Origin of the sequence: Lysobacter sp. ISL-50 (assembly GCF_018612875.1) — a bacterium.
In the GTDB taxonomy this organism is placed as follows: domain Bacteria; phylum Pseudomonadota; class Gammaproteobacteria; order Xanthomonadales; family Xanthomonadaceae; genus Lysobacter.
Genome location: NZ_JAGGRI010000020.1, coordinates 214894 through 241173 on the forward strand (window position 1 = coordinate 214894; position 26280 = coordinate 241173).

Here is a 26280-nt window from a genome sequence, read left to right on the forward strand (position 1 = left end):
CTTGTCCGCTGCTCAGTGCAGCAAGTTCAACGCCTTTCCCAACGTGTCGCCCATCGCTTCAGGCCAGTTGCTTCACGCGCGCCGCCACCTCCGCGGGGCTCATCGTGTCCTCTTCCAGTTCCGCGAAAAGCCCGGCGATGACGTCCAGGTTGTGCAGGTATTGGCCGAACGGCGGCGCTGCCGTCGCCGGAGCGGCGGCCGCACGCACCTTGTCCTCGGACGGAAGCCAGCAGTGCATGCGCGCGAAGGCGTAGGTCGGCAGATGAATTCGCTCGGTCCGCCGCGCGCTGCCCGCGTCGGCGTTGTCTGCGTGGGCCGCCTGCCGGTAGCCCTGCGCGCCCAGGTCGGCAACCTGTTCCTGCAGCAACGGATGCGGATGCCGGAATTTTTCGCCGGCGTGGCCCGGCATCGCCACAGCAACGCTGTCGTCCGGCGCGATCCAGTAGACGTCCTCGGCGAACGGATACGGCGGCAACGCGACCATCGGCGGCGTGCGCGCGCCGTGCAGCCTGCGCCAGTCCAGCGCCAGACCTTTCACCCACAGTTCGCACAACTTCAGGGCATTGCCTTCGGCGATGCACTTGTCGACGACCAGAGCCGCCATGCCGGCGTCTTCATTGAGCAGGCGCACGCTTTCGCGCCCCTGGCGGACGTGCGCGGCGAAAAATCCGTGCGGAAGCGGCCGGTTCGAACCCGCGGCGTCGATGTAGACGCCCAACTGGTCGATCACGTCCTGCACGCTGCGTGCAACGAAGCTCAGCCGTTCGTCCATCGCGTCGCGATGGCACTGCAGGCTGTAGGCCAACGCGGCCGGGTCGTATCCGGGATCGCGCGCGGACCCCGCCCGCAGGACGTCGCGCAGATCCGCCGCCTTGCGCAGCAGTTGTTCGGACGAGCGCGCCGACAGCGGCACGATGAAGCCGGCATCGGGCAGCATCGGCGGCTCGACCGCGACGGCCGACCCACGCGCGGCGGACGGCACGTGTTCGGCCAGCACCAGATGCGCGTTGGTGCCGCTGAATCCGAAGCTGCTGATCGCGGCGTGGCGGGCGGCGCCATCGGGCGAAGCCCAGTCGCGCGCGCTGGTGTTGACGAAGAACGGGCTGGCGTCGAGATCGAGGTGTTCGTTCGGTGTTTCGAAGTTGGCGCTGGGCGGCAGCGTGCGGTGCTTCAGCGCCAGCAGCAGCTTGATGAAGCCGGACACGCCGGCCGCGGTCAGGCAGTGGCCGATGTTGGTCTTCACCGAGCCGATCGCGCAGTACTGGCGACGGTCGGTCGCCGTCCGGAACGCCGACTTCAGACCGTCGACTTCGATCGGGTCGCCGAGCTTGGTGCCGGTTCCGTGCGCTTCGACCAGTTCGATGCGGCCGGGATCGATGCCGAAGCGGTCGTAGACGTCGCGGATCAGACGCTGTTGCGATTCCGCATTCGGCGCGGTGATGCCGTTGGTGCGCCCGTCCTGATTCACGCCCCAGCCGCGCACGACGCCGAGGATGCTGTCGCCGTCGCGTTCGGCGTCGGCCAGGCGCTTGAGCATGACCACGCCGACGCCTTCGCCCGGCACGAATCCGTTCGCGCGTTGGTCGAAGGTATAGCAGCGGCCCTCGGGCGAGAGCATGCCCGCCTGTGCCGTCTTCAGGAACATGTCGGCGTTGGCCATCACGTACACGCCGCCGGCGAGCGCGATGTCCGCCGCGCCGGTGATCAGGCTGTCGCAGGCCGACGCGATGGCGACCAGCGACGACGAGCACGCCGTGTCGATGGACACGCACGGCCCCTGCAGGTTCATGAAATACGACACGCGCGCGGCGAGGATCGAGGTCGCGCCGCCGGTGAAGCCCAGCGCGTTGATCTGCTGCTCGCGCGAGAGCAGGTTGTAGTCGCCGTGGGCGCAACCGGCGAACACGCCGCACCTGCTGCCGGACAGCCGTTCCGCGGTGTAGCCCGCATTCTCCATGCCATGCCAGCAGCATTGCAGGAACAGGCGCTGCTGCGGGTCCATCGCTTCGGCTTCGACCGGCGACAGACCGAAGAACAGCGGGTCGAACCGGTCGTGCCCTTCCAGCACGCCCATCCACTTCGAATTGCTCTGGCCGAGCCCGGGCTGCCCTTCGACGTAATAGTCGCGGGTGTCCCAGCGCGACGACGGAATCTCGCTGACGCAGTTGCGGCCGCTGGCGATGTTGTCCCAGAAGCTGTCGACGTCCTTCGCCATCGGGAAGCGGCCGGCCATGCCGATGACCGCGATTTCGGTGGCGTGCATGCCGGACGCAGGCGGCGCCGCTACGACCGTAACCGTGTCTGCGCTGCGCCACGATGCGAGCGCGGGCCAGGCAGACGGCGCGATGAACGCGGTGTCCGCAGCGGACTGCGCGAACTGCGGCGTTCCGGAGGACGCCGAAGTATGCGCTGCGACGCGCTGCGCGAGCGTATCGCGCACCAGACGCGCGAACTGTTCAACGGTCGGATAGGTGTAGACGCGGGTCGCCTCGATGGCGATGTCGTAACGCTGGTTGATCGCGCGCACCCAGGTGACGCCTGAAATCGAGTCCAGTCCCAACTCGACGAAACCGCGATCGGCATCGATGCTGTCTGACGGCTGCCGCAGCTCCTGCGCCAGCAGCTCGATGAGCGTGCGACGCACGGCGCCGAGATCGACGCCCGCCGCGGATGCGGATACGGGTATCGATGGGGGTGCGGACCCTGCGGAGGCCGCCGATGCCGATATCGCACGCTGCGGCTTGGCGGTCTGCGCGTTCGTCGGCGGCGCCACGGCGGTGCTGGCGATCGCCGCATCCTCGCTCTGGCCAGCCTGCGCATCGGTCGGGTCGTGTTCGCCGATGTGCCTGGCGAGCGAACGCAGGTTCGGATAGCGATAGACCTTGGTCGCTTCGATCGCCAGCCCGAAATGCGCGTTGATCCTGCCGATCCAGGTGACGCTGGAGATCGAATCCAGGCCCAGATCGACGAACGGCGTGGCCGCGTCGATCTCCGCCTCGTCCGCGCGCAATTCTTCGGCCAACAGGCGGCGAATGACCGGCAGGATGTCCGCGCCCTTCACGGCGCTCGCGCGATGCGGCGCGGCATCTACCGGTGCCTCTGCTTCCGCCTGAGAAGGCGCGAACCGCTGTTCGATGCGGCGCAGCGCATCGGCATGCCCCACCAGGGTCGTTTCGTGCATCGCGACTTCGCGCGCGAACAGCGCCTTCCAGGCGTCGAGATGCCGTGCGACGCATGCGGCCTTCCAGGCGACGAGGTCGGCGCGCGCATGCCGCGCCGCGCTGCGCGCGAGCGCGAGCGCGGCGTCGACAACGCGCTCGCGCGGCAGCACGTTCAGCAGCCGATTGCGCCGCGCCAGCGCTTCCCCGTCGATCTCGCGCCCGGTGAATAGGCTGTCGCGCGCCAGATCGAAACCCAGCCGGGCCGGCAGGATGGCGGTCGCACCCGCGCCGGGCGTGAATCCGAAGTTCATGTACGGGCTGAGGTAGCGGCTTTCTTCGCTGAACAGCGCGCCGTCGCAGAATAATCCCAGCGTCCAGCCCGCGCCGATGCCATGGCCCTGCATCGCGGCGAAGACCGGCAGCGGGCAGCGCATCGGCAGATGGAACACGTCCTGATCGGTGAAGCGGACCCGGCCTTCCTGGATCGCTTTCAGGCCGTCGCGGGTGCCGCCGGAGGAGAAATAGGTGCCGTAACCGGTGAGTACGACGGCCTTGTATGCGGGCGACGCGCCGATGCGCTCGAAAACTTCCTGCAGTCCGGCGATCAGCGCGTCGGAGAACATGTTGCGCGCGTCGCGGTCTTCCAGACGCACCAGCACCACGCCGTCGGCATCGACGCTGGCGTGGACCACGGTCGAGTCCAGATGCAACGCGCCGGCTTCCGCCGCAGTCGCCGGCGAAGCATCGACAGCAGCGGGATCGGCGGAATGGGACGCATCGCGCAGGAGGCGCGCGACCAGCGAGGGCGGACTGCCGGAAAAGTCGCGAGGCTGCGCGTGCAGCCGTCCGGCGAGCTGCCGCGCGAACTCGGTCGCCGAATCGGCCGCACAGACCTGCAGCAGCGGCAGCCGCTGCCGCAGGGCGCGACCGCTGAAGCGCTCGCCGCTCAGCGCCCAGGTCCGGCCCCAGGCGCCGAAATTCCGGGCCAACAGCGCGTCCAGCAGTTCCAGATGTCCGCAATGCGCGTGCAGGGCGATCGCCCCGTATTCGCCGTCCTCGCTGTAGACCGCGGCATCGCAGGCGAGCGCCAGCAGCAAGCCGGCATCGATCGCGCTCTTGTCCAGCACCGCTACCACGGGTGCGCGCAGCCGCGACAGTTCGCGCAGCGCGTCGCGCAAGGCTTCGTCGTGCGCGCTGGCGTCTTCGGGCAGGAAGCCGTCGAAATCGCTGTGCAACACCACCGCGGCGGCGCCATCGGCCGCGCGCAGCGACTGCTGCAGCTGCCGCAACAGCACGTCGGTGGGCGTCGAAGCATCCGCTTTCAAGCGCAAATGCAGGAAATTATCGTCGTCTCGCGTCAGCGCGACGGCATCGTGCGCGGTCGCGCTGTCGAAGTCGGCCGCCTGCGGCGCGGCGTCATCGATGGAGGCTGCGGCGTTACGCACACCGGCGTCCGCGGCGAGGCCGGCATCGAACTCGCTCGCCAGATGCGCCTTGAGCAACCGCAGAGCATCGGCGGATTTGTCCGACAAGCTCGCGCAGTACGCGTCCACCGTGGCGTCGAAATCGCTGCGCGACACGACCACGGCGCCCCACCCGGCCGCCTGCAGTTCGCGGCCGCTGAGCGGTTGCTCCTGGATCGCCAGCAGCGATGCCAGCGGTTCGCCGAAGCGCGCGGCGAGCCATTCGCGCTGCGCGGCGTCGACGAGGGTCGGTCCTTGTTCGGGCGTGGAGAAACCGTAGTCCTGGTCGTCGACCGCGATGACGCCATCGCAGGCGCAGGCGAACCGGAAGCCGGCGCCGAGCGCCTGCCCGCGGAGCAGCGCCAGCGTCGGCGCGGGAAATGCGGCCAACGCTTGCAGGAGCGAGTGCGTGGCCTCGCGATCGAGCGCCGCCTGGCTGTCGCGCAGGAAGATGCGCTCGTCGCTTTCGATCAACAGCGCCTTCAGTGACGGCAGCGCGGCCGCATGCGCCAAAGCTTGTCGCAGCGCATCGATGAGCGCGGGTTCCAGCGCGCCCGCGGGCGCATGCAGACGCAGCGCGAAGATGCCGTCGCCGCGATCGCGCATCAGCACCGATGCGGAAGACGTCCCGTCGCCGAGGGCCTGGCCATCGCGATGACCCATGTACGCACCGCCCTGCGTCGAAAGCGGCAGCGAGGGTTTGTCCAGCGTCGTCGCGGCGATCGCGGCGATCAGCGCGGGCGGTTCCAGCGCGATCGCGCCGGGCTTGTGCAGCGCGGCCGCGAACGATGCCGCCGCCACGTCGACATCGGCGTGCGACGCGTTGTCGTGGTGCGATGCGCGGCTTTCGAACCGGCGATCCAGCATGCGCACGGCCGGGGTTGCCTGGAGCGTCCGCTCCGGGGCCGGTTCCGCATCAGCCGCGGCGGCTGCCACGGCGGGCAGCAAGGTCAGCGCGGTGAATTCGATGCACGCCGCGCCATCGTCGGTATACAGGGAAATATCGACGCACGGGGCGCCGTCGCGCCGCGGCGTGGCGTGCGCGCGAATCCATGCGTATCGCGGGCGGCCGCGCACGCGATGCACGCGCATCTGCGCAAAGCCCGCGGGCAGATGCGGCACGTCGTGCGCGAAACCCAGCCACTGCGCGGCGAGCATCGCCGCGTCGACGGCGGGCGGGTCGATCGTGCAGTCCGCGAACGCGGTCTGCGACGGCCCCGATGCCTCGAACGTCGCCCACAGCCCGTCCGCGGAGCGCTGTACCGCCGTGACGATCGCATACAGCGCATCGGTTTCGAACCCGTTCGCGCGCTGCGCTTCGATCATCGCGGCGCGGTCGGGGAACATCGTCGAGACGCCGCGCGACCGTGCGGCGATGTCGGGCATCGGCGCGGGCGCATCGGCACAGGCTTCGACGAAGCCTTGGCAGAACACGTGGCCATCGGCGGGCGCGGACAGTTCGAACGCCGCGGTCTGCGGTTCGGGACGCCGCCCCTGGCCCGGCGGCAGCACCGCGATCTCGACCTCGATCGTCGCCGGCATCGCCCGCGGCGCGCCGAAACGCACGTCGCGCAAGGCCCATGCCCTGCCCTGTTCGAGCATGCCTTCCTCAAGCATGCCCAGCCCGTCCGCCAGCGCGGCCCGGGCCGCTTCGAGTTGCAGACCGCGCGGCACAATCGCCTGCCCCTGGAACCTGAGCCCCACGATCCGCGGATCGTCCGCGCGGAACAGGCTGAGATAGCGCTGCTGACCGGGTTTGGAAGCGTTGCGGTGGACCAGCGAATGGATCGCCTGCGCCGTCGTCGCGGCGGCGTGCGCGTCCGTGGATTCCTCGCGCCGGTAGCGTTCGCGCGCGAACGGATAGACCGGCAGATGCATCCGCCCCGGCAGCGGTGCGCCATGCAGTTTCGACCAGTCGAGGTCGAGGCCCTTGGTCCAGACATCGAGCAGCCGCGAAACCTTTCCGGCGACGAACCAGCCGTCGACGCTGGCCTGCAGATCCCGGTCGACGGTGAACAGCGCGATGCTCTCGCGGTGGCGGCGCGACTGCGCGTAGTAGAGGTCGTCCGCGAGCGCGCCGTCCTCGGGATTGTCGTCGTCGAGGAACGCGGCGAGCTTGTCGATCAGTTCGGCGCGCGAACCCACGCGCATGGCCAGGCGCTCTTCCATCGCCTCGCGCCCGAGCTGCAGGGTGCAGGCCAGGCCGTGCAGATCGATGTCGGCGTCGGCCTCGACGAACGCCTTCAGCGCCACGGCTTTTTGCCGCAGCTGCGGCAGGGTGCGCGCCGACAGCAGCACCGCGCAGGGCGTGGTTGAAACGGCGGATTCGTCGCGGGCCGCGCGGGAAACGCCGGTATGCGCCTCCACGATCAGATGGGCGTTGCCGCCGCCGGCGCCGAACGAGGAAATGCCCGCGATCAGCGGCGCTTCCCGGCCGTCGATCACCGGTGCGTTCCACGGCCGCAGACGCTGATTGACCTCGAACGGCGTGGTCCCGAAATCGATGTTGGGATTCAGCCGCTGCGAATGCAGCGATGGCGCGATCTGACGATGGCGCATCTGCAGGATGACCTTGGTCAGCCCGGCGATGCCCGCCGCCGATTCGCAATGGCCGATGTTCGACTTCGCCGAGCCGATCAGGCAGAAACCGGTGTCCGCGGTATGTTCGCGGAACGCCTTGCCGAGTGCCGCGATCTCGATCGGATCGCCCAGCTTCGTGCCGGTGCCGTGCGCTTCGATGTAACTGATGTGGCGCGCATCGACGCCTGCGTCCTTCAGCGCGGCGGAGATCACCGCGGCCTGCGCCTGCGGATTCGGTACCGTGTAGCCGTTGGTCTTGCCGCCGTGGTTCAGCGCGCTGCCGCGGATCACCGCATGGATCGCATCGCCGTCGCGCTGCGCGTCGGACAGACGCTTCAGTACCACCACGCCCACGCCTTCGCCCGGAATGTAGCCGTCGCCGCCTTCGCCGAAACTCTGGCAATGGCCCGCGCTGGAAATGAACTGGCCGGCGCTGAGCATGCCGTACTTGCCGGGATGCAGACTGAGGTTGACGCCGCCGGCCAACGCCATGTCGGTGCGGCCCAGCTTCAGATCCTGGCAGGCCAGATGGATCGCGGTCAGCGACGACGAGCACATGGTGTCGAGCGTCATGCTCGGTCCGTGCAGGTTGAACGCGTACGACACCCGGTTGGCGATACTGGCCAGGCTGCCCGAACGGTTGTACTCGCCGTACATCACGCCGGCGTAAACGCCCACCTGCCCGCCGCGGCAGGCCTGCAGCGCGGCGCGGGTATAGCCCGCGTCCTCGATCGCCATCCACGCGTGCTGCAGGAACAGCCGCTCCTGCGGATCGATCTGTTCGGCGTCTCGCGGCGTGATGCTGAAGAAGCGAGGATCGAATTCGTCCGCGCCCTGGATGAATCCGCCCCAGCGGCTGCTGTGCAGTCCGGCGGCCAGCGCTTCGCCGCCGACGGGGTCGCGATAGTAGTCCTGCCAGCGCCAGCGGTCGGCGGGAATTTCGCGGATGCAGTTCACGCCCTGCGACAGGTTGCGCCAGTATTCGTCCAGATCCCAGGCGTCCGGATAGCGGCCGCTGATGCCGACGATGGCGATGCTTTCGCTATGGAGGGATGGGCCGAGAGTCGGTTCGTCGTCGATGGACGGCTTGTCGATGCGCGCCATCGCGGCAGCGGCGTCCGCGCCGCGCATGTCGGCGTCGCTTCGCGGCGCAGACGCAACGGGCTGCGCCTCGGCGTGCGGCTGCGGCTGGATGGCGTCGGACGTTCGACGCGCCGTGCCGATGCGCTTGCCGGGCACGTGCGATCTCGCGGCCGTCGCCGCTGCGATGGTCGCGAACGGAGCGGTCGCGGTGTCCGCGGGCACGGCACGCGGCGACAGCAGTGAAATCAGGCGGTCGGCGTGCGCGCTGCAGAAATAGTCGTTGAGCTGCGCGATGGTCTGGTATTCGAACGCCAGCGTCTTCGGCAGCCTGCCGAAGATCGTTTCCAGGTGCGTCACCAGCTTCATCGCCAGGATCGAATCGATTCCGTACTGTTCCAGCGGCGCCTGCGGCCGCAGGCGGGCGGCAGGAATCTTCAGTACCTGCGAGAACTGCTGGCAAAGGTAGTCCAGCGCTCTTTCGCGCAGGGTGTCGTCCATGCCCACCGGCGTTGCGTCGACGACCTGGGCGGTCGCGCTGTCGCGGGCGGTCTCGCTTGCAATTCTTGCCGCGGAATCCGTTGCGGAATCCGTTGCGGAATTCGTCGCTTCGAGCAGTGTCCGCATCGCCGGCAATCTGCCTTCCATCACCAGCACACGCGCGCAGGAAAGCGCGAGGCCGCGGTACATCGCGCGCATCGCGGCGACGGTGGACAGCGGACGCATGCCGGTGTGGTCCAGCAGCCGCTCGCGGGTCGCAGCGTCCATGCTCATCCCGCCGTCCTGCCACAGCGGCCAGTTCACCGACAGCGTGCGGCCATGGCGCTCGCCCCGCGCCGCCAGACGGTTGCGGTGCGCGGCGAACTCATCCATGAACGCATTCGCCGCGGCGTAGTCGACCTGGCCGACGATGCCCCAGCACGCCGCGAAGGACGAGCACAGCAGGATGAAATCCAGCGGCAACTCGCGCGTCGCGAGATCGAGATTCGCCAACCCGGCTACCTTCGGCGCCAGCACCGATGCGAACGTCGTCGGCGATTTGCGCAGGATGAAACCGTCGCGGATGATGCCCGCGCAGTGCACGATGCCGCGCAGCGGCCGGTCGTGCTCCCGCAACCTGGCCACGAGCGCGTCGACGGCGCTGCGATCGGTCACGTCGAGCGCGACGTATTCGATCCGGTGCAGCGGCGTCGCCAGCGCATCCAGCATCCGGCGCGCATCGGGCGCGAGCGTCGAGCGCCCGGCCAGCACGATGCGAGCGGAGCGGCACTGCGCGAGGATCTCGCGCACGAACTGAAGACCGATGCCGCCGGCGCCGCCGGTGATCAGATAGCAGCCGCCTTCCCTGAACGCCACCGGCGCCGCGGACTGCGCCTGGCCTTCGACATGCTCTCCCAGCACGCGCCATCGCAAGACTTCGCGGCGCAGGCCGCCGGCGTCTCGCACATGGCGGACGGCCGCGCCGCGCGGCGCATCGGCGCGCGACTCGTCGTGCACGATCTGCTGCAGTTCGGCGGCGCCGATATCGGCCGGCACCCTGATCACGCGCGCGACCAGGGCCGGCGTTTCCTCCATCGCCGTCCTGAACATGGCGTCGAAGCCGCAAGCGACCGCCTCGTCAGCGATCCCCGTATCGGCATCCCTGGTATCGGCGACGATCACCAGCGCGCGAACGCTCCGCGCGCTCGCCAGCATCGACTGGATCGCCGCGAGTCCCTGCAGCGCCGCATCGGCAAAGATTCCATCTATGGAGGTGACATTCGCGGGAGGCGCGAACGCTTCGATCTGCGCGTCCCCACGGCTCGCCTTCAGCGACGCGACCACCGCCGGATCCACGCCCCAAACGAATAGCCTGTCCACGGGCTGCGCCGGGGCCGAGGTCGCCGACGCGGCGAACCATTCGGGTGTCGCGAGCACAACGCCCTGCCCGGCGTCGGACGCCTGTCGTTTCAAGGCCTTGATCCGGACCAGCGCTTCGGCCTGCGCCAGCCGGCCTTCGGCGACCGCGCGGTAGATGGACAGCAGCGAATCCTTCATGACGACAACCCGAGTTCGACGGCATCTTCGGCAGACAGGTCTTTTCTGGAGATGCTTTCCAGCAGGTCCCGATAGAAGGTTTCGTCGAACATTTCCGCTTCATCCGACGTGGCTGATTGCTGCGTGCGCGCTGCGTGCATCGACGTCTCGTCGTACATCACGGTTGCGTCCACCATTCGCGTCCCATTCGACATTCCTGCTCCATCGAAACCCCCTGCCCTGTCCGAATCGCCCGCGTCGCGCGATCCGGCCAGCGTCGCGGCCTTCGCACCGTCTACCGGCCGCCAGCCGAAGCCGCGGATGTCGATGCAAAGCACGCCGTCCGCGTCGAAGATGGAGACATCGCAGCTGTCCACGGCCGCATGTCCGCCGCTGTCGTCGATGGTGCCCGCCGCGGGTGTCAACACGACGACGACTTCCGATGGGCACGGTGCGTGCAGCGTCAGCGAGCGCAGCGTGAACGGCACCGACGGCGCTTGCGGCAGCGCCTGCAGCGACGGCAGGAAGCCGACGCACGCCTGCAGCGCGGAGTCCATGATCCCCGGAGGCATGCGCCAGGCGTCGCCGGCGATGGCGGGTAGCGCGAGGTCCGCCACCAGCTTTCCACCCACCCGGGAGATCGCGCGGATGCCGCGATGCGCGGGGCCGTAATGCAGTCCCATCCGGGCGAAGGCGGCGTAGATCTCGTCGCCGCTCCATCGCTCGCCGCGCTGCGCCGACGCCAGCAGCCCGGCGTCCGCCATGCGCTCGCCGGCGGCATCGACGAAGCGTGCTTCGCCCTGACAGTGAAGGACACGACCATCGCCCGAACCGCTGGCGACCTCGAAAGCGATCACGCCGTCGTCCTCGACGCCGAGTTCGATCTCGACGGCCATCGGCCCGTCCACCACCATCGGCTGCCACCAGACCACATCACTGAGCGTCAATCGCCCGTGCGATCGCGTTGGCGACGCGGCGTGTCCGGACGCCGTATCCGCAAAGGCATCCGGCAGCGCATCGGCGATCGCCGCCGCCGCCATTTCCAGATACGCGACGCCGGGAAGCACATGCTCGACCCGTCCGTCGCCCAGACGCACGCGGTGATCGCGCAGGAAATCCTCGTTACCGTCGAAGGTGGACCGGTAGCGCTGCTGGCGCAGGGTCGACGCGTTGATGTGCAGCAATGGATGGATCTTCGACGACGCGCCTTCGGCGCGCTGCGCCGTCGCCGCGGCGTCGTCTTCCAGCCAGTAGCGTTCGCGCGCGAACGGATACAGCGGCAGTTCGACGCGTCGCGGACCACGGCCGGCTTCGGCCGGATGGAGTTTCGCCCACGGAAGATCGACACCATCGACCCACAGCTCGGCGAGCTTGTCGAGTTTTCCGTCGCGCAGGCAGGTATCGATCAGCGCGGCCTTCAGCTCGGCGTCCTGGCCGATGAAGGCCAGTTTGCCGCCACGCGACAGGCCGCTGCCGACGTGCATATCCGCGGCTGTTCGTTCCGCGGCGAACGCACGCAGCCGCGCTTCGAGTTCGACCAGCGAATGCGCGACCAGCGCGCAGCGCTCCTCCATCGCTTCCCTGCCTACCTGCAGCGTGTAGGCGATGTCGTGCAGCGAAGGCGCGGCCTGCGCGTCGTCGTCGGCGATTCGCGCCGCCAGTGCATCCGCCAGCGACTGCGCACGCTGCCGCAACTGCTCGGTGGTTTTGGCCGACAACGGAATCAGCGCCGGACGCGCAGGAGCAGCGTCGTGCCCGGCGGCGCCGCGCGTCGGCGCCGCTTCCAGCACCAGATGCGCATTGGTGCCGCTGAAGCCGAAGGAGCTGATCACCGCCGAACGCCCGCCCTTCGCGTTCTCGGGCCACGGCTTCAGCGCGGTGTTGACCACGAACGGGCTGTCGGACAGATCGATATGCGGATTGAGGCGTTCGAAGCTCGCCGCCGGCGGAAGTTGGCGATGCTTCAGCGCCAGCACCAGCTTTAGCGCGCTGGCGACGCCGGCCGCGTAGAGGGTGTGGCCGATGTTGCCCTTCACCGAGCCCAAAGCGCAGTAGCCGGTCTTGTCGGTGTAGTGGCGGAAGGCCTGGGTGAGTCCTTCCACTTCGATCGGATCGCCCAGCTTCGTGCCCGTGCCGTGCGCTTCGATCAGCTGGATGTCTTCCGGATCGATGTTGAAGCGGTCGTAGACCGCTCGCATCAGGCGCGTCTGCGACACCGGGTTCGGCGCGGTGATGCCGTTGGTCTTGCCGTCCTGATTGACGCCCCAGCCGCGGATCACCGCGTGGACGATGTCGCCGTCGCGCTCGGCGTCGGCGAGGCGCTTGAGCATCAGCGCTCCCACGCCTTCGCCGGGCACGAAGCCGTTGGCGCGGTGATCGAAGGCGAAGCAGCGGCCGTCGGTCGACAGCATGCCGGACTGACCGGTCTTGACGTGCATCGTCGGGCCCGCCATCACCGCCACGCCTCCGGCGAGGGCGAGGTCGCAGTTGTCCGCGACCAGACTGTCGCAGGCGTTGGATATCGCCACCAGCGAGGATGAGCACGCGGTGTCGATCGACAGGCACGGCCCCTGCAGGTTGAGGAAGTAGGCGATGCGCGCGGCGAGGATCGACATCGCCGCGCCGGTAAAGCCCTGGCTGCTGAACTGATGCTCGCGCGAACGCTGGTGGTAGTCGCTCGCGCCGCAGCCGACGAACACGCCGCAGCGGCTGCCCGACAGGCTGCGCGGGTCGATCGCGGCGTTCTCGATCGCGTGCCAGCAGTTCTGCAGCATCAGCCGCTGCTGCGGGTCCATGCTCTCGGCTTCGGTCGGCGAAATGTTGAAGAACAGCGGATCGAATGCGTCGCAGTCGTCCAACACGCCCATCCAGCGGCTGTTGGTGGTGCCGGGAATCGAAATGTCTTCGCTGAAGTAGCGTTCGATGTCCCAGCGCCGCGGCGGCACGGTATCGATGCAGTCCTTGCCGCCGGCGATGTTGCGCCAGAACGCGTCGAGGTCGCCGGCGCGCGGGAACTGGCCGGCTATGCCGATGATGGCGATGGCGTTGCTGCCCACGGCCTTGCGCGCGCTCTTGTTGCGCCACGAGGCCAGGGTGCGGGCCGATCGTGCGGCTGGGCGCGTGCGCTCAGCGAGCGGCCTGGCGTCGACGGGTTGCGCCGGCGCCGAGGACGGCTGCGGCTGCATCGCACGCGCCGGCAGCAGGCCGGCGAGAAAGCGCGCGAATTCGGCCAGGGTCGGATGGCTGTAGACCTTGGTCGCTTCGATGCGGGTGCCGTAAGCGGCGTTGATCCTGCGAACCCAGGTCACCCCGGTGATCGAGTCCAGGCCGAGGTCGACGAACTGCCGGTGCGCGTCGATCTCTTCCTCCGGCATGTGCAGTTCCTGCGCGAGCAAGTGCCGGAGCGCAATTGAGAGATCCGCCTGCGCGGCCGCGGCATCCGTCGCGACTGGCCCGGTCTCCGTGATCGTCGTCGGCGATGCAGTCGGCGACGACGCCGGTTCCGCGGCGGCGGGCGCCGGCCTGGCGGCATTGGCGACGGCCTGCGTCCCCACCGCGCCCGACAGCGCCATGCGCTCGACGACGAAATCGCAGAACTGGCGCAGCGTCGCGTGGCTGTAGACCTTGGTCGCCTCGATCCGGGTGCCGTAAGCGGCGTTGATCTTGCGGACCCAGGTCACCCCGGTGATCGAATCCAGGCCGAGGTCGACGAACTGCGTGTCTTCGTCGATCTGGGCCGCGTCCATCTGCAATTCGGTCGCGAGCAGGTCCTTCAGGGCATGCGCGATCTTCTGCGGCGCTGCGGTTCCGGGCGTCGTGGCCGCCACGGGAACGGCGTCTTCCTCGGACTGGAAATGCCGGATCACGCCCTGCAGCGCGTGCTCCTTTCCGACGAAGCTGCGCGCGTGCATGGCCAGTTCGCGCGCGTAGGTGTCCTCGATCACGGCCAGGCCGGGGACGGCGAAATACCGCTTCAGCGCACGCACGTCGGCGGGCGCCCGCGCCGCGATCGCGTCCGCCAGCGCCAGCGCATGGGGCAGCACCTCGTCGCGCGCTATGCAGGGGTGCGGCAATCCTTTCGCGCGCAGCTCGCTGCCGCTGTGCTCGACCGCGGCGAACAGGGTCTCCCGGGCGAGGTCGGGACCGAGCGTGGCCGGAAAGATCAGCGTCGATCCCGCGCCCGGTGTGAAGCCGTATTGCATGTACGGGCTGATGTAGCGGCTTTCGGCGCTGAACACGCACAGGTCGGCGAACATGCCCAAGCTCCAGCCGCCGCCGATCGCGTGCCCCTGCATGGCGGCGACGACGGGCACGGCGCAACTCATCGGCAGCTGGTAGATCTTCGTGTCGGTGAACTTGGCGCTGCCCTGCTGGATCGCCAGCAGGCTGTCGCGGGTGCCGCCGCAAGCGAAATAGGTGTCGTAACCGCAGAGCACGACGGCGCGGTAATCGCCCGACGCTTCGATATGAGCGAAGACCTCTTCCAGCCCGCGTACCAGCGCGGGCGAGAACATGTTCTTCGCCTCGCGATCGACCATGCGCACGACCAGCACGCCGTTGTCGCGCAGTTCGGTCTCGATGGCGGGGAATTCGGGCATGGGCTGCCGCGCCGCGACCCGGCTGGCGTCGCCCGCGACCGCGTCCGATACGGCAAACGCGTCCGCAAGCCGGGCCAGCACGGCGCGGCGGCGCGCGCGCAGCGCGGGTGCGCGCAGCACAAACGCATCCGCCAGCGCCCGCGCATGCGTCAGCACCTCGGCCGCATCGCCACGCACGACCGCCGCTGCGGACGCCAGTTCGGCCCCGGCGACCGCCGCCGGCTGGAACAGACAACGCTTCGCGCGATTGGCGCCCAAGCGATGGGCGAACAACACCGCCGCCCGTCGCAGCAGCGACGGGTCACGCCACAGGGTATCTGTCGAATAGCGCGCGCCTTCGGCGTGGACGCAGGCGTCGGCGCTCAATCCCAGCAGCCAACCGGCGCCATCGGCATCGCCTTCGAACGCGACGACGACCGGCGACGGGTACTCGCACAGAACCTGCTGAAGCGCCGCCAGCTCGGCATCGACCCGCTGCGCTTCGGTGGCCTCGCCGATGGCGGGCAGAAACCCGTCGATCTCGCTGCGCAGCACCACCGAAGCATCGCCGGCGTGCTGTGCCAGTTCGGCCAGCGTCGCTCGCAGATCGCGCAACACAGTGGCTGCGGTGGCATCGCCGGTGCTGTCGGCGAGGCGCACCGAAACGGCCGCATCGGATAAGTATTCGACCGCGATTCCCGGCCGCGTCTGCGGCAGTGCAACGGGTACCGTCGCGGAACGCCGCGCATCGGATGCGTCCGCGATCGGCCTGTCGTGCGGGCCCAGACGCGACACGCAGTCCCGCAGCGCGGCGGCCATGTGCGTCTTCAGCAGGTGCAGCGACTCCCGCGGCTTGCTCGCAATGCGCTCGGCAAGCGACAACGCCGCGGCCAGCGCGCCGTCGCGCGCGACGACCGGAACGGTCCATCCCTTCTGCGCCAGCTCACGCCCGCTCATTGCACCGCTGACGTAGATCAGATCCTCCGCCCAGGCGTCGCCGAAGCGGGCCGCCAGCAGCGCGGCCTCCGCGGCCGTGGCTTGCGCACCGTGCTGCGGATCGGAGAAGCCGTAGCGCGATTCGCGCGCGCAGATCATGAAATCGCAAAGCGCGCCGAGCAGAAAGCCGGAGCCGTCGGCACCGCCGCCCAGCACCGCGACGGTCGGCAGTGGGAACTCGACCACGGCGCGATGCAGTCCGGCCGCGACGGCGTCGTCGAGCGTATCCGCGCTGCCGTGCAGGAGATCGGTTTCGGCGCCGACGAACAGCACCACACGCGTATCCTCGCGCTCACACAGATGTTCGAGCGCCAGCAGCGATTGCGCGATGACCGCGCGATCCAGCACGGGTTGCAGCAGGGCAATGGAGAACACACCGCCACCATGCCCGCGCAATTCGACGCAAGCCGGCGGCGCATCCGCACCGGGATCGGCGTCCGGCGATGGCAACGCGACCTTGGATGTACCGGTGGAACGCGGTGCCGGCACTGCATCGATCTCGCCGACTTCGCGCAATCGCATGGCCGTGGGCTTGGCCGTGACCGCGCCCGTGCGCGCATGCGTCCCGGGGGACGCCGCGTGCGGCAGGAAGACGATGCGCGTGCCGATGGCGGACAAGGTCGGCGCCGGCGCGGCGGTTTCCGCGAGGGCGGCCGCGGCGGCTTGAATCGCAACCGCATCGCCCCGGTCCGACGGTGGGGCGGGCGCGTCGTCGAACGCGCGCGTCCACTCCAGATGCAGGCCGTCCGCTCGCAGGCAGGGCTTGCCGTGCGCGTCGTACAGCGCGATGTCGCAGCGCCCGGAATCGTCGTCCCGATAGCTAAGAACGAGATAGGCCGGACGGTCGCCGCCCGACCGCACGCGTACCGTCTGCACCGCGCGCAACGAGACATCCGACGGCACGGCAGGCGTCTGCCCGAGTTCGTCCAGCAGCCAGGCGGCGGCGAGCGGCACGGATGCGAGCGCTTCGGGGGGCAGCGACCACGACTCGGCGTCGGCTGTTTCCGCGGCGAACTCGAGCACCACCTCGCGGCCCGTGCGCGCGAGGCGGTGCGCGCGCAGGCCATGCACGCCAAGCGTCGCCAGCCGGTCGTGGACGGCATCGACCGCAGCGCCGCGCGCGAGGCGTGCGATCAGGGCCGCCACGTCCGCTCGATCCTGTGCGTCCGGCGTCGTGAACGATGCACGCCCCTGGCAATGCACGCGCTCGAGGCCGCCCCGAATCGCGTAGATCTCAAAGCCCAGCGCATCGCCGGTGTCGGGCAGCAGCGCGATGTGCAGCTCGCAGCCGTCGTCGACGAGGATCGCATCGTCGGCAACGACGTCCTCGAAGCGCAATTCGCCTGCGGCGACATTGTCCGGATACGCCGCGGCGATCGCCGCACGCGCCATTTCCAGGCACAGCAGCGCCGGCAAGCGCCGTCGGCCGGCGGCGTCGCGCGCCAGGAAGCGCTCGTCGCCCTGCAAATCGACGCTGTAGGCCGGGCCGCGCAAAGCCGAGGTGTTTCGCTGCAGGAGCGGATGGACCGCCGCGGCCGTCCGGGCGTTGCCCAGCGTGCGTTGCGGCTCGATCCAGTGGCGATCGCGTGCGAAGGGATAATTCGGCAGGCGGACGCGCCTGGGGCGCGCGCCGGCATGGAGCCGCGCCCAGTCGATCTCGACGCCCTTGACCCAGTGCTCGGCGATCCGCGCCAGATCCCGCTGGAGCAGCCAGCCGTCCCGGCGTTCGGCGAATGCGGGATCGGCGTTGCAGCCGGCGAGGAATTCCTTGTGCTTGCGCACACTGCCCCGATTCGCCCCGGGGCCGGGATGCACGGCCTGCGACAGCGCCTGCAGCTGACAGCGCAGGTCGTCCAACGATATTGCGACGAGGGCGATGCGTTCGTCCATCGCCTCGCGCCCGATCTGCAGGGTATAGGCGATGTCGCGCAGGGCGGCGTCGGAGGCGTCGCGTTGCAGGAAACCCAGCAGGCGCTCGATTTTCCACTGCAATTGCTCGGGTGTACGCGCCGACAAGGGCACCACGCAGGCGCCGTCGTTGTCGCGTTGCCAGAGGCCGTCGGCGTAGGCCGGCGATGATGGCGGCTCTTGCAACACCAGATGCGCGTTGGCCCCGCCGGCGCCGAAGGACGAGATGCCGGCGATGCGTGGAACCTCGCGCGCCGCGGCGGCTTCGCCCAGTACCGGCCGCAGCCAGGGCGTCAGGCTGCGCTGCAGGCGGAACGGCGTCGTCGAGAAATCGATCTCGTCGTTGACTTCCTCCGCGTGCAGGGTCGGTACCAGTTGCCCATGCCGGAACTGCAACAACACCTTGGTCAGGGCGGCGATGCCGGCGGCCGACTCGCAGTGGCCGATATTGGATTTCAACGAGCCGATGGCGCAGTGCTGGCGCGCCGCGCCGGCATCGGCCGGCGCGCGGCGGCTGGCGCGGAAGGCCTTGGTCAGGCCGGCGACTTCGATCGGATCGCCGAGCGCGGTGCCGGTGCCGTGGGCCTCGATGTAGCTCACTTCGGCGGAATCGACATCGGCGCGGGCCAACGCGGACGACACCACCTGCGCCTGCGCGGCCGGGTTGGGTACCGTGTAGCCGTGAGTGCGGCCGCCGGCGTTCAGCGCGCTGCCCTTGATCACCGCGTGGACGGTGTCGCCGTCGCGCAGGGCATGGTCCAGTGGCTTGAGCACCACCGCACCGACGCCTTCGGCATCGACGAAGCCGTCGGCGTTGCGGCCGAAGGAGCGACACTGCGCCCCTTCCGACAGCATCCCCAGAGCGGTGAGTTCCAGCATGTGCTGCGGATCGACGATCAGACTGACGCCGCCGGCGATCGCGGCCTCGCACATGCCGCTGTACAGGCTGTCCAGCGCGAGATGGATCGCGGTGAGCGAGGAAGAGCAGGCGCTGTCCACCGCGAACGAAGGGCCGGAGAAATCGAACAGGAACGAGACCCGGTTGGCGATCGAGTAGAACAGCGGCTGCGCGGTGTAGCGCGAATTCATCGCTCCGACGAACACGCCGACCTTGCCGCCCGCAGCGAGCGTCGCGGGCGTGTAGCCGGCGTCCTCGATCGCGTGATAGCTGGTTTCCAGGAACAGGCGTTCCTGCGGATCGATCTTCTTCGCTTCCTTCGGCGCGATCCGGAAGAACAGCGGATCGAACTTGTCGATGTCGTCGAGGAAACCGCCCCAGCGGGTGCAGCTTTTGCCGGGCTCGCCCTTCTGCGCATCGTAATAGTCCTGCCAGCGCCAACGGTCGGCGGGGACTTCGCTCGCGCAGCTGCGCCCGGACGCCAGGTTGTCCCAGAACGATTCCAGATCGGGCGCCTGCGGATAGCGGCCGCTGACGCCGATGATGGCGACATCGAAGCGCGCAGCGCGTTGCGCAGGTGCGTCGGCCGAAGGCGTTGCGTCCGCCGCCGGCCGCATCGGCAGCGCGGGCGGCACATCGCCGCGCGGCGCCGACCATCGGCGGCCGGAGCGATCCAGCGTTCTGCCCGGTGCGCGCACGGCGGGCGGCGACACCACCGGCACCTGCGTCGATGCGGGCGCAACCGCAGTGGACGCCGGCACCGCAGCGGCGTGCACGGAAGCCGCGCGCGCGACGGTTTCCCGATCGTGTTCCAGGAAGTATTCGACCAGGCCGTCGATGCTATGCACTTCGAAGAACAGCGTGCTGCGCGTGTCCGGAAAAAGCTTGCGGAAACGCGTGGTCAGCTGCACGACCAGAATGCTGTCCAGCCCGTAGTGCTCCAGAGGCTTGTGGGCTTCGATCTCGCCCGCGTCCATCCGCAGCGCGCCCGCGATCATCTCCCGGAACAGCTGCGCGCAGGCCGCGCGCATTGCGGCATCGTCGGGCGCTACCAGCGCGGAGGCGCCGGCCGAAGCGGATGTCGCCGCGGGCACGGACGTCGTCGCGGAGGCTATCTCAAGCGCTGCCGTCGCTGGCGCAACCGGCGATACCAGACGCTGGCGAACCACGCCGTCGCTTCTCGCCGCCAGGACCAACTGGCCCAGCCCATGATCCGCGTGCGCCGGGAAGCGGATATCGAGGAAGCGCTCGGCCTTCAGCAGCGATGTCCACTGCTCCGAAGACAGGCACGGGCTGCCTGGCAGGCGCAGCTTCTCGTCCTCGTACAGCCACCAGCCATCGAGCAGGCCGAAGGTGAAATGCGTCTGCCACGACCACGCGCTGAGCTCGTTGACCAGCAGCACGCCGCCGCGCTTAAGCAGCGCCTTGGCGTTGCGCACCGTGTCGCGCATGTCGGAAGTGGCATGCAGCACGTTGGTCGCGATCACCGCGTCGTAGCGGTTGCCCTCGATCGACTGCAACGAAAGCGGTTTGCCCACGTCGAAGATCGCGGTGCGCAGCGCCGGAAACTCCGGTTCGTAGGCCTCCCGCGCATGCAGCAGGAAGGCCTTGGACAGGTCGGTGTAGCAATACTCTTCGACCAGGTCGCCGAAACCGCGCAGCATCGGCAGCAGCCCCGCGGTGGTGCCGCCGGTGCCGGCACCGATTTCGAGCAGGCGCAGGCCGCGCTCGCCGCGCGCGGCCCTGGCGGCGAATTCCGCGCGCAGGGTGTCGCCGAGCACCCGATTGAAGTGATCGGCGATCAGGTTGTGCTTGTAGATGCCCTCGACCAAGTGCATCGACGATTCGGGGAACAGCACGTCGGTGGCGGGCAGCGCTCCGGTCAGGATTTCGGGCAGCCTGCGCAGGCAGGCTTCGATCAGGGTGAGATAGGCGCGATGATTGGCGTTCTCGCACCAGCCCGGCATCGCCGCGTCCCAACGCGGCCAGAGTGCTTCGACGGTTTCCTCGATGAGAAAACGGCAATGCCCCGTCAGCGGATCGACGGCGACGAGCCGATGCGCCTCAAGATGAGCCAGCAGGACATCGAGCCAGCGGCGATGCGAAGGGCGCAGCATGGCCAAGCGTTCGTCCGGCGCGTATTCGCCTTGCGCATCGGCGAACAGCGCACGCACCTGGGCCGCCACGATCGCGGTGGCCAGGCGCTCGGCATCGGCCGGCAGCCGGGCGGCGTCCAGGTCGGAGGCGCAGATATGCGGCGACGCGTGAGCTCCCGTCGGAGTCTTATCCGGTGCGTTCATGCGCGTTGCCACGTCCCTGTTGAGTTAGTGGATCTCTCATCGTCCGGGCAGCGCCGGATCACTTCCGATACCGTCAGATCGTCGAGCGCTGCATCAGACATCACTTCGTCGCTGGCGCAGGCGCAGGCGGCGAAATAGCCCGAACGCCGGCCAAGCGCCGCGACCGCGTCCAGCTTCGCTTCGAACTCCGCATCGGGCGCGCCGCGACCGATCCAGACACATCGGCGTCGTTTCGCCGTGGCCGCTGCCTGATCCATCATTCCCTGCCGGCCCGGAGTGTCGCAATCAGCACAGCAGCGCTTCGTGGTCCGCGAGCTGAGCCATGCGATGCAGACGTTGATGCCACATCAGCGATAGCGCGCTTTCCCTTGCCGTAATGCGGCCACTGCTGCGCGGCCAGCAAGCTCATCCGCGGGATGCGTGCGGGCCTTTGCGGCAATTCATCCCCCCAACAGCGCAGGCCGACCAGACGCATCGATTCGTTGTCGACGACGGCGCCTGGCGCAGCGAGCGCCTTGTGGAGCTCGCTTTCACCGACAGGATTGAAGAGCGACAGGCCCACTTCGTTTTCGGAAGTCTCCGACGCCGAGTCGGATGCCTGCGCGGGTCGATCAGAGAAAATCCGGAAAATCCGGCAAACCGGAGAAAGCACTTCTTCAGACATGGTCGCCTGCTACTCGATCCTAAGAAGACTGCGCGAAAAATAAATGCATGCGGCGCGTACAGCGGTATTCCGACGTCGCGGCTCTCGAGTATCGACATCGATAACAACGACGACGTTTACGCATACGGCGCGCGCAACGGAATCCCGACGTTGCGGTTGTCGAATATCGAAACGAACAACGATGGCTATCCCCATACGGCGCGCACGACGGTATTCCGACGTTGCGGCTTTACGAGTATCGAAAGATAACTACGACGACGATCACGCATACGGCGCACGCAACGGTTCCCGTCATTGCGGCTTTACGAGTATCTATAAAGATAACTACGACGACGATCACGCATACAGCGCACGCAACGGTTCCCGACGTTGCGGTTTACGAGTATCGATAACGACAACAACGACGGCAACGATGCGTGCAGTAGTTGTAAGCAGCGAGAGGTCGATACTCATTCCCCGTGGACACAGTTAGCAGAACGCCCAGCAAAATGTCAACGCGCCGCCACTGTGCTTGTGACACATTGCAAGAGAATGAAAACTTTCCGGAAGATCGTATCGTCTCGTCTACATAAATGAATCGAGGTGACGGATGTCATCCAAATCGATTATGAATGCAGAACATTAGAATTCGTCACATATTTCGAAAAATGCGCAGCTATGATCGCGAGGCCTGGGGTATGGGGAATACCCCCGCAACAGCCTTACGAATCACCATCGCGCATAGGCGAGAAAGGAAGCATGTCTGCACCAATATCCGTCCTGGCGACCGCTGCTCCCGCGCGTTTTTCCGAAGCCAATCGATCCAGCATCGACGTCTGGCTCACCTACTACGACGAGATCGTGGATGACGGCCATCTGTTCGAACTAAGAAAGTTACTTAGCGACGAGGAAGTAGCGCAGGAAGGTCGTTTCTACTTCGCCGACGACCGTAAGCGCTACCTGGTTACGCGATCCATGGTGCGCACCCTGCTCTCACGCTACGCGCCCATCGCTCCGAAGCATTGGGAGTTCTCGAAGAACGCCTATGGCCGCCCCATGATCGCGAACTCGATCCTGGAAGCCCGGGATCACCTTCAAGACCTCAGCTTCAACATCTCGCACACCCGCGGCTTGATCGCGCTCGCGGTGAGCCGCGATCGCGACCTGGGAATCGATGTCGAACATATTTCCAGGCGCCAGATCTGCCTCGACATCGCGCAGCGGTACTTCGCCCCGAGCGAGGTGGCGGATCTCTCATGCGTCCCCCCTGCTCGACAGCAGGATCGATTCTTCGAGTACTGGACCTTCAAGGAGTCCTATATCAAGGCTCGCAGCATGGGCCTTTCGCTGCCGCTGGATGGATTCAGCTTCCAGTTTCCGCATCACCGCGCGGTACGCATCAAGATCGATCCGGAACTCAGAGACGACGCCGAACGCTGGAGCTTGTGGCAATACCGGCCGACCACGGACTACTTGTTGGCGATCTGCGCCGAGCGCGGCGATGGCGCGCCGCCTTGCGTCTCGATGCGGAAGTTCACTCCCTTGGTGGGCGAAGTTCCACTGAGTGCGCGGCATCTCAGGAGTTCGGAGCCCTGTTAGCCGACCTCAACCAGTCGACGCACGGCAATCATGCTCTCCTGCGGATATCCGAAAGCGTTGTTGATGTACGTCACGCCATCGATCATGACCCGTCGATTGATGTGACTGTGGCCATAGACGTGCGTATCCGCGCCAAGCGCACGCAACTGCCGCTCTATGCCGCTACTGCCGAGCACCGGGTTGAGATAGTGCATGGAGGCGGGGACGAAGAACGGAATCAGATCGATCCGCGGCAGGAAGTGCGAAAACGTCACGACCCGATCCCGGCGCGCCTGTTGCGGAAGCGTTTGCGGATTCATCTTGAGGAAGCGTTCGGTCACCTGTTGCGGCCCGATGCCGTCGGGCCAGCGGCACGCGCGGAAGTCCATCCACAACATGCGCAGGTCGCTGTTCGGCTCGCCGAAGGAAAAGTCGTACCACCCAAGCAGCGGCACGATCAGCGTATCCCCGTGGCTGTAGGGGCGGCTGGACACGCCGGAATCCTCCGCGATGGCCATCACCTGTTCGAACTTGCGCAGCGAGCACATGTCGGCGGCTTCGCGTCGAACCCACAGATCGTGATTGCCGGGCACGAACAGCACCTGGCGAAACTTGGCGGCGAAACGCCCAAGGCACCACGCGAGCAGGCGACGGTCTTCGGTGATGTCGCCGGCAAGAATCAGGACATCGTCGCGGTAGTCCATGTCCGACAGGTTATCGACCCATCGGGCATTATCGGGATAGTCGATATGGATGTCGGAAAGGGCAAACAGCTTCATCACGATCCTCGGCTCGACCCGCAAGCTGGGCGCGCGGACGGCCAACTCGGTGCGCCGGGGAGTATATACGCACGGTCCTTGCGCGCATCCAACCATTCCAACGCGATCCGGCGCGAAGCCGATGCTTAAACGCATCTTTCGCAAATCGCGCACTCAACGGCTGTCGGACTATTGTCTCGACGACACGCTGGGCAATCATCTTGACCTGATCTTTTCGGTCAAGCATCAGAAGCAGCGAGCGCTCAATCGAATCATGCGCCAACGCCTGATCGATGGTCGCCAGATGAAGGGACTGGGCGGGCGCACGCCTCGTCCATACCGCGACGGGTTATTGGTGCGATACGGGCTCGGCGACGGCTGCGCGCAGACGATCGAACTGAAAGAGCCCTTCGGCCTGGATCAGGCGGGAGACCGACTGGTCGTGGCCACCGGCGATGAGGTCCGCGTCTACGACACCAGTGCGCAGGTCGTGCATGTCTATCGCAATCCCTGGTTCGCGCAGCTGCATTCGGTGTACTTCTCGGCGGATGGCGAACGGCTGCTGACGGCCTCGACGGGTTTCGATTCGGTGCTTGAGTTCGACCTCGGACTTCGGGAACTCACGTGGGCATGGACGGCATGGGATCACGGCTACGACAAGTCGCCGGCGGGCGTGCGTATCTGCCGGGCGGGCCCGGGCGTGGCGACTGGAAAGCGCATCAACGTGAACGAGGCGCAGAACTGGGGCGGATTCGGGCTTCCTACGTACCTCACAGCCACTCATCTGAACAACGCCTGCTATCGGCACAACGACCTCATCTTCGTCACGCTGTTCCATCAGGGCTGCGCGATCGTGGTCGAACGCAGCTCGGGCGCGTCTCGCGAAGCGCTGAGCGGCCTGCTCAACCCGCATGGCTTCGAGCCTGGATGGGCAGGCGACCACATCGTGACCGACACGCGTCGCGGCAGAGTGATCTTCTTTGACGAACACCTGACCATGAAAATGGCGCTGCGGGTCGAGGCCTGCGCTCCCGTGGAGAGCCGCGCGGGCTTGGGAGAATGGTTGCAGAACGTGCTGCATCTCGACCGCGGCCTGTACGCCGCGATCGACATCCACCGCAGCTGCATCTGGCTGTTCGATCCGGGCACGCGACGCCGGCGCAAGATCGAAGTGAACCCGGATTGGGCGGTCCAGAACGTGATTGCGGTAGACCCTCAACGCGTCAGGGCATTGCATCGACTGAATGAGTTTCCCGAGACACGCCATGACATCGCGGACAGCGCCGGCCTGATGACCCCGATTGCCGCCATGCATTCGCCATTGCGGATGCCGTGGTATCGCAAACTCGCCCGGGCGGCCGGGGCCTGGGTGTAAAGGCTTCCGGGTCCAGAACTCCACACGACATCCGACGAAGGCCCGCGCGCGCTTGACGGCTTCTCCATCGTCGCGCCGGTCTGGCGCATGGGCTCCAAACAGCGCCTGGCTGGCATGCGAGGCGTACTGCTGCTACGAAGGCCGCTTGGACCAAGCCGCCTGAAGACCTCATCCGCCGCAATGTTGGCGCAATCTTTCTTTTTAAGATCGGATTCGAACCTTTCCATAGGGAATCCGAATGAATCCAGCATCGCTGCATCCCGCCGCATCGAAGCCCGCAACCTTGGCGCCTTCCGCGACCGCCCACGGCAGGCTGCGCGATCTGGGTTCGTTCCTGCGTACTTGGCTGCACTCGCCGGCGCGTGTCGGGGCGATCGCACCGTCCAGCGCGGCACTGGCGCGTTTGATTACCAGCCAGATAACGGTTGCCGCGGGCCGGGTCTTGGAGCTGGGGCCTGGCACAGGCGTATTCACGCGGGCACTGCTCGAACGCGGGGTGTTCGAGGAGGATCTGATCCTGGTCGAAGCCGCGCCTGAATTCGCCGCCCTGCTGAAACAGCGTTTTCCGGCCGCGCAGGTGCTGTGCGCGGATGCTCGACATCTGCCGCGCCAACCGTCATGGGGCGACCGCGGTGTCGCCGCAGTGGTCAGCGGCTTGCCGCTGCGCAACCTCTCGCGTCGTCACCGGCTTGCCGTACTGCTGGGCGCATTCCGCTATCTCTCGGCCGACGGCGCGTTCTACCAGTTCACTTACGGCGCCCGTTTCCCGCTGCCGCGATCATGGACCGACCGTCATGGGTTCAAGGTGCAACGGCTCGGCCGCATCTACGGCAACCTGCCGCCCGCGACGGTGTATCGCGTAACCCGGCGAGTGGCCTCGCGATGGATCGGGGCATGAGCAAGCCCATGCGATGGCAGAATGCAGCGGACTCGATGGGACCGGGCTC

8 protein-coding genes are annotated in these 26280 nt (G+C 67.5%); 3 read left to right on the forward strand and 5 right to left on the reverse strand.

The window, feature by feature from the left end; all coding sequences use genetic code 11:
- Window positions 1-58: 58 nt before the first annotated feature.
- The 4 genes from J7J50_RS13360 to J7J50_RS13375 are packed head-to-tail and all read right to left on the reverse strand — an operon-like array spanning window position 59 to window position 21643.
- Window positions 59-10321, reverse strand: coding sequence for an SDR family NAD(P)-dependent oxidoreductase (locus tag J7J50_RS13360; protein ID WP_215058608.1), 10263 nt, complete (start codon window positions 10319-10321; stop codon window positions 59-61).
- Window positions 10318-20979, reverse strand: coding sequence for a beta-ketoacyl synthase N-terminal-like domain-containing protein (locus tag J7J50_RS13365; protein ID WP_215058609.1), 10662 nt, complete (start codon window positions 20977-20979; stop codon window positions 10318-10320). Before J7J50_RS13365 ends, J7J50_RS13360 begins: the two co-directional genes overlap by 4 nt.
- Window positions 20976-21236: a hypothetical protein gene (locus J7J50_RS13370; RefSeq protein WP_215058610.1), complete on the reverse strand. Its 261-nt coding sequence runs from the start codon at window positions 21234-21236 to the stop codon at window positions 20976-20978. Before J7J50_RS13370 ends, J7J50_RS13365 begins: the two co-directional genes overlap by 4 nt.
- A complete protein-coding gene (locus tag J7J50_RS13375) occupies window positions 21236-21643 on the reverse strand; it encodes a hypothetical protein (RefSeq protein ID WP_215058611.1) in 408 nt (135 codons plus the stop codon). Before J7J50_RS13375 ends, J7J50_RS13370 begins: the two co-directional genes overlap by 1 nt.
- A 738-nt stretch (window positions 21644-22381) precedes the next feature.
- On the opposite strand from J7J50_RS13375, the gene J7J50_RS13380 reads away from it, so the two are divergent.
- Window positions 22382-23221, forward strand: a complete 840-nt coding sequence (locus tag J7J50_RS13380) for a 4'-phosphopantetheinyl transferase superfamily protein (protein ID WP_215058612.1) — start codon at window positions 22382-22384, stop codon at window positions 23219-23221.
- Here the strand turns inward: J7J50_RS13380 and J7J50_RS13385 are convergent.
- Entirely contained in the window at window positions 23218-23979 is a 762-nt protein-coding gene (locus J7J50_RS13385; protein ID WP_215058613.1) for a metallophosphoesterase, read from the reverse strand. The genes J7J50_RS13380 and J7J50_RS13385 overlap by 4 nt on opposite strands.
- Here J7J50_RS13385 and J7J50_RS13390 point away from each other — a divergent pair.
- A complete protein-coding gene (locus J7J50_RS13390; RefSeq protein WP_215058614.1) occupies window positions 23954-25333 on the forward strand; it encodes a hypothetical protein in 1380 nt (459 codons plus the stop codon). The genes J7J50_RS13385 and J7J50_RS13390 overlap by 26 nt on opposite strands.
- Before the next feature lie 238 nt (window positions 25334-25571).
- Window positions 25572-26231: a methyltransferase domain-containing protein gene (locus tag J7J50_RS13395; RefSeq protein WP_215058615.1), complete on the forward strand. Its 660-nt coding sequence runs from the start codon at window positions 25572-25574 to the stop codon at window positions 26229-26231.
- Window positions 26232-26280 lie beyond the last annotated feature (49 nt).

What these genes read in the sequence shown, in the direction of transcription:
- J7J50_RS13390 (WP_215058614.1), top strand. Translation starts at nt 23,954, where the DNA reads ATGTCGGAAAGGGCAAACAGCTTCATCACGATCCTCGGCTCGACCCGC.
- J7J50_RS13370 (WP_215058610.1), bottom strand. Translation starts at nt 21,236, where the DNA reads ATGGATCAGGCAGCGGCCACGGCGAAACGACGCCGATGTGTCTGGATC.
- J7J50_RS13375 (WP_215058611.1), bottom strand. Translation starts at nt 21,643, where the DNA reads ATGTCTGAAGAAGTGCTTTCTCCGGTTTGCCGGATTTTCCGGATTTTC.
- J7J50_RS13360 (WP_215058608.1), bottom strand. Translation starts at nt 10,321, where the DNA reads ATGAAGGATTCGCTGCTGTCCATCTACCGCGCGGTCGCCGAAGGCCGG.
- J7J50_RS13385 (WP_215058613.1), bottom strand. Translation starts at nt 23,979, where the DNA reads ATGAAGCTGTTTGCCCTTTCCGACATCCATATCGACTATCCCGATAAT.
- J7J50_RS13380 (WP_215058612.1), top strand. Translation starts at nt 22,382, where the DNA reads ATGTCTGCACCAATATCCGTCCTGGCGACCGCTGCTCCCGCGCGTTTT.
- J7J50_RS13395 (WP_215058615.1), top strand. Translation starts at nt 25,572, where the DNA reads ATGAATCCAGCATCGCTGCATCCCGCCGCATCGAAGCCCGCAACCTTG.
- J7J50_RS13365 (WP_215058609.1), bottom strand. Translation starts at nt 20,979, where the DNA reads ATGAACGCACCGGATAAGACTCCGACGGGAGCTCACGCGTCGCCGCAT.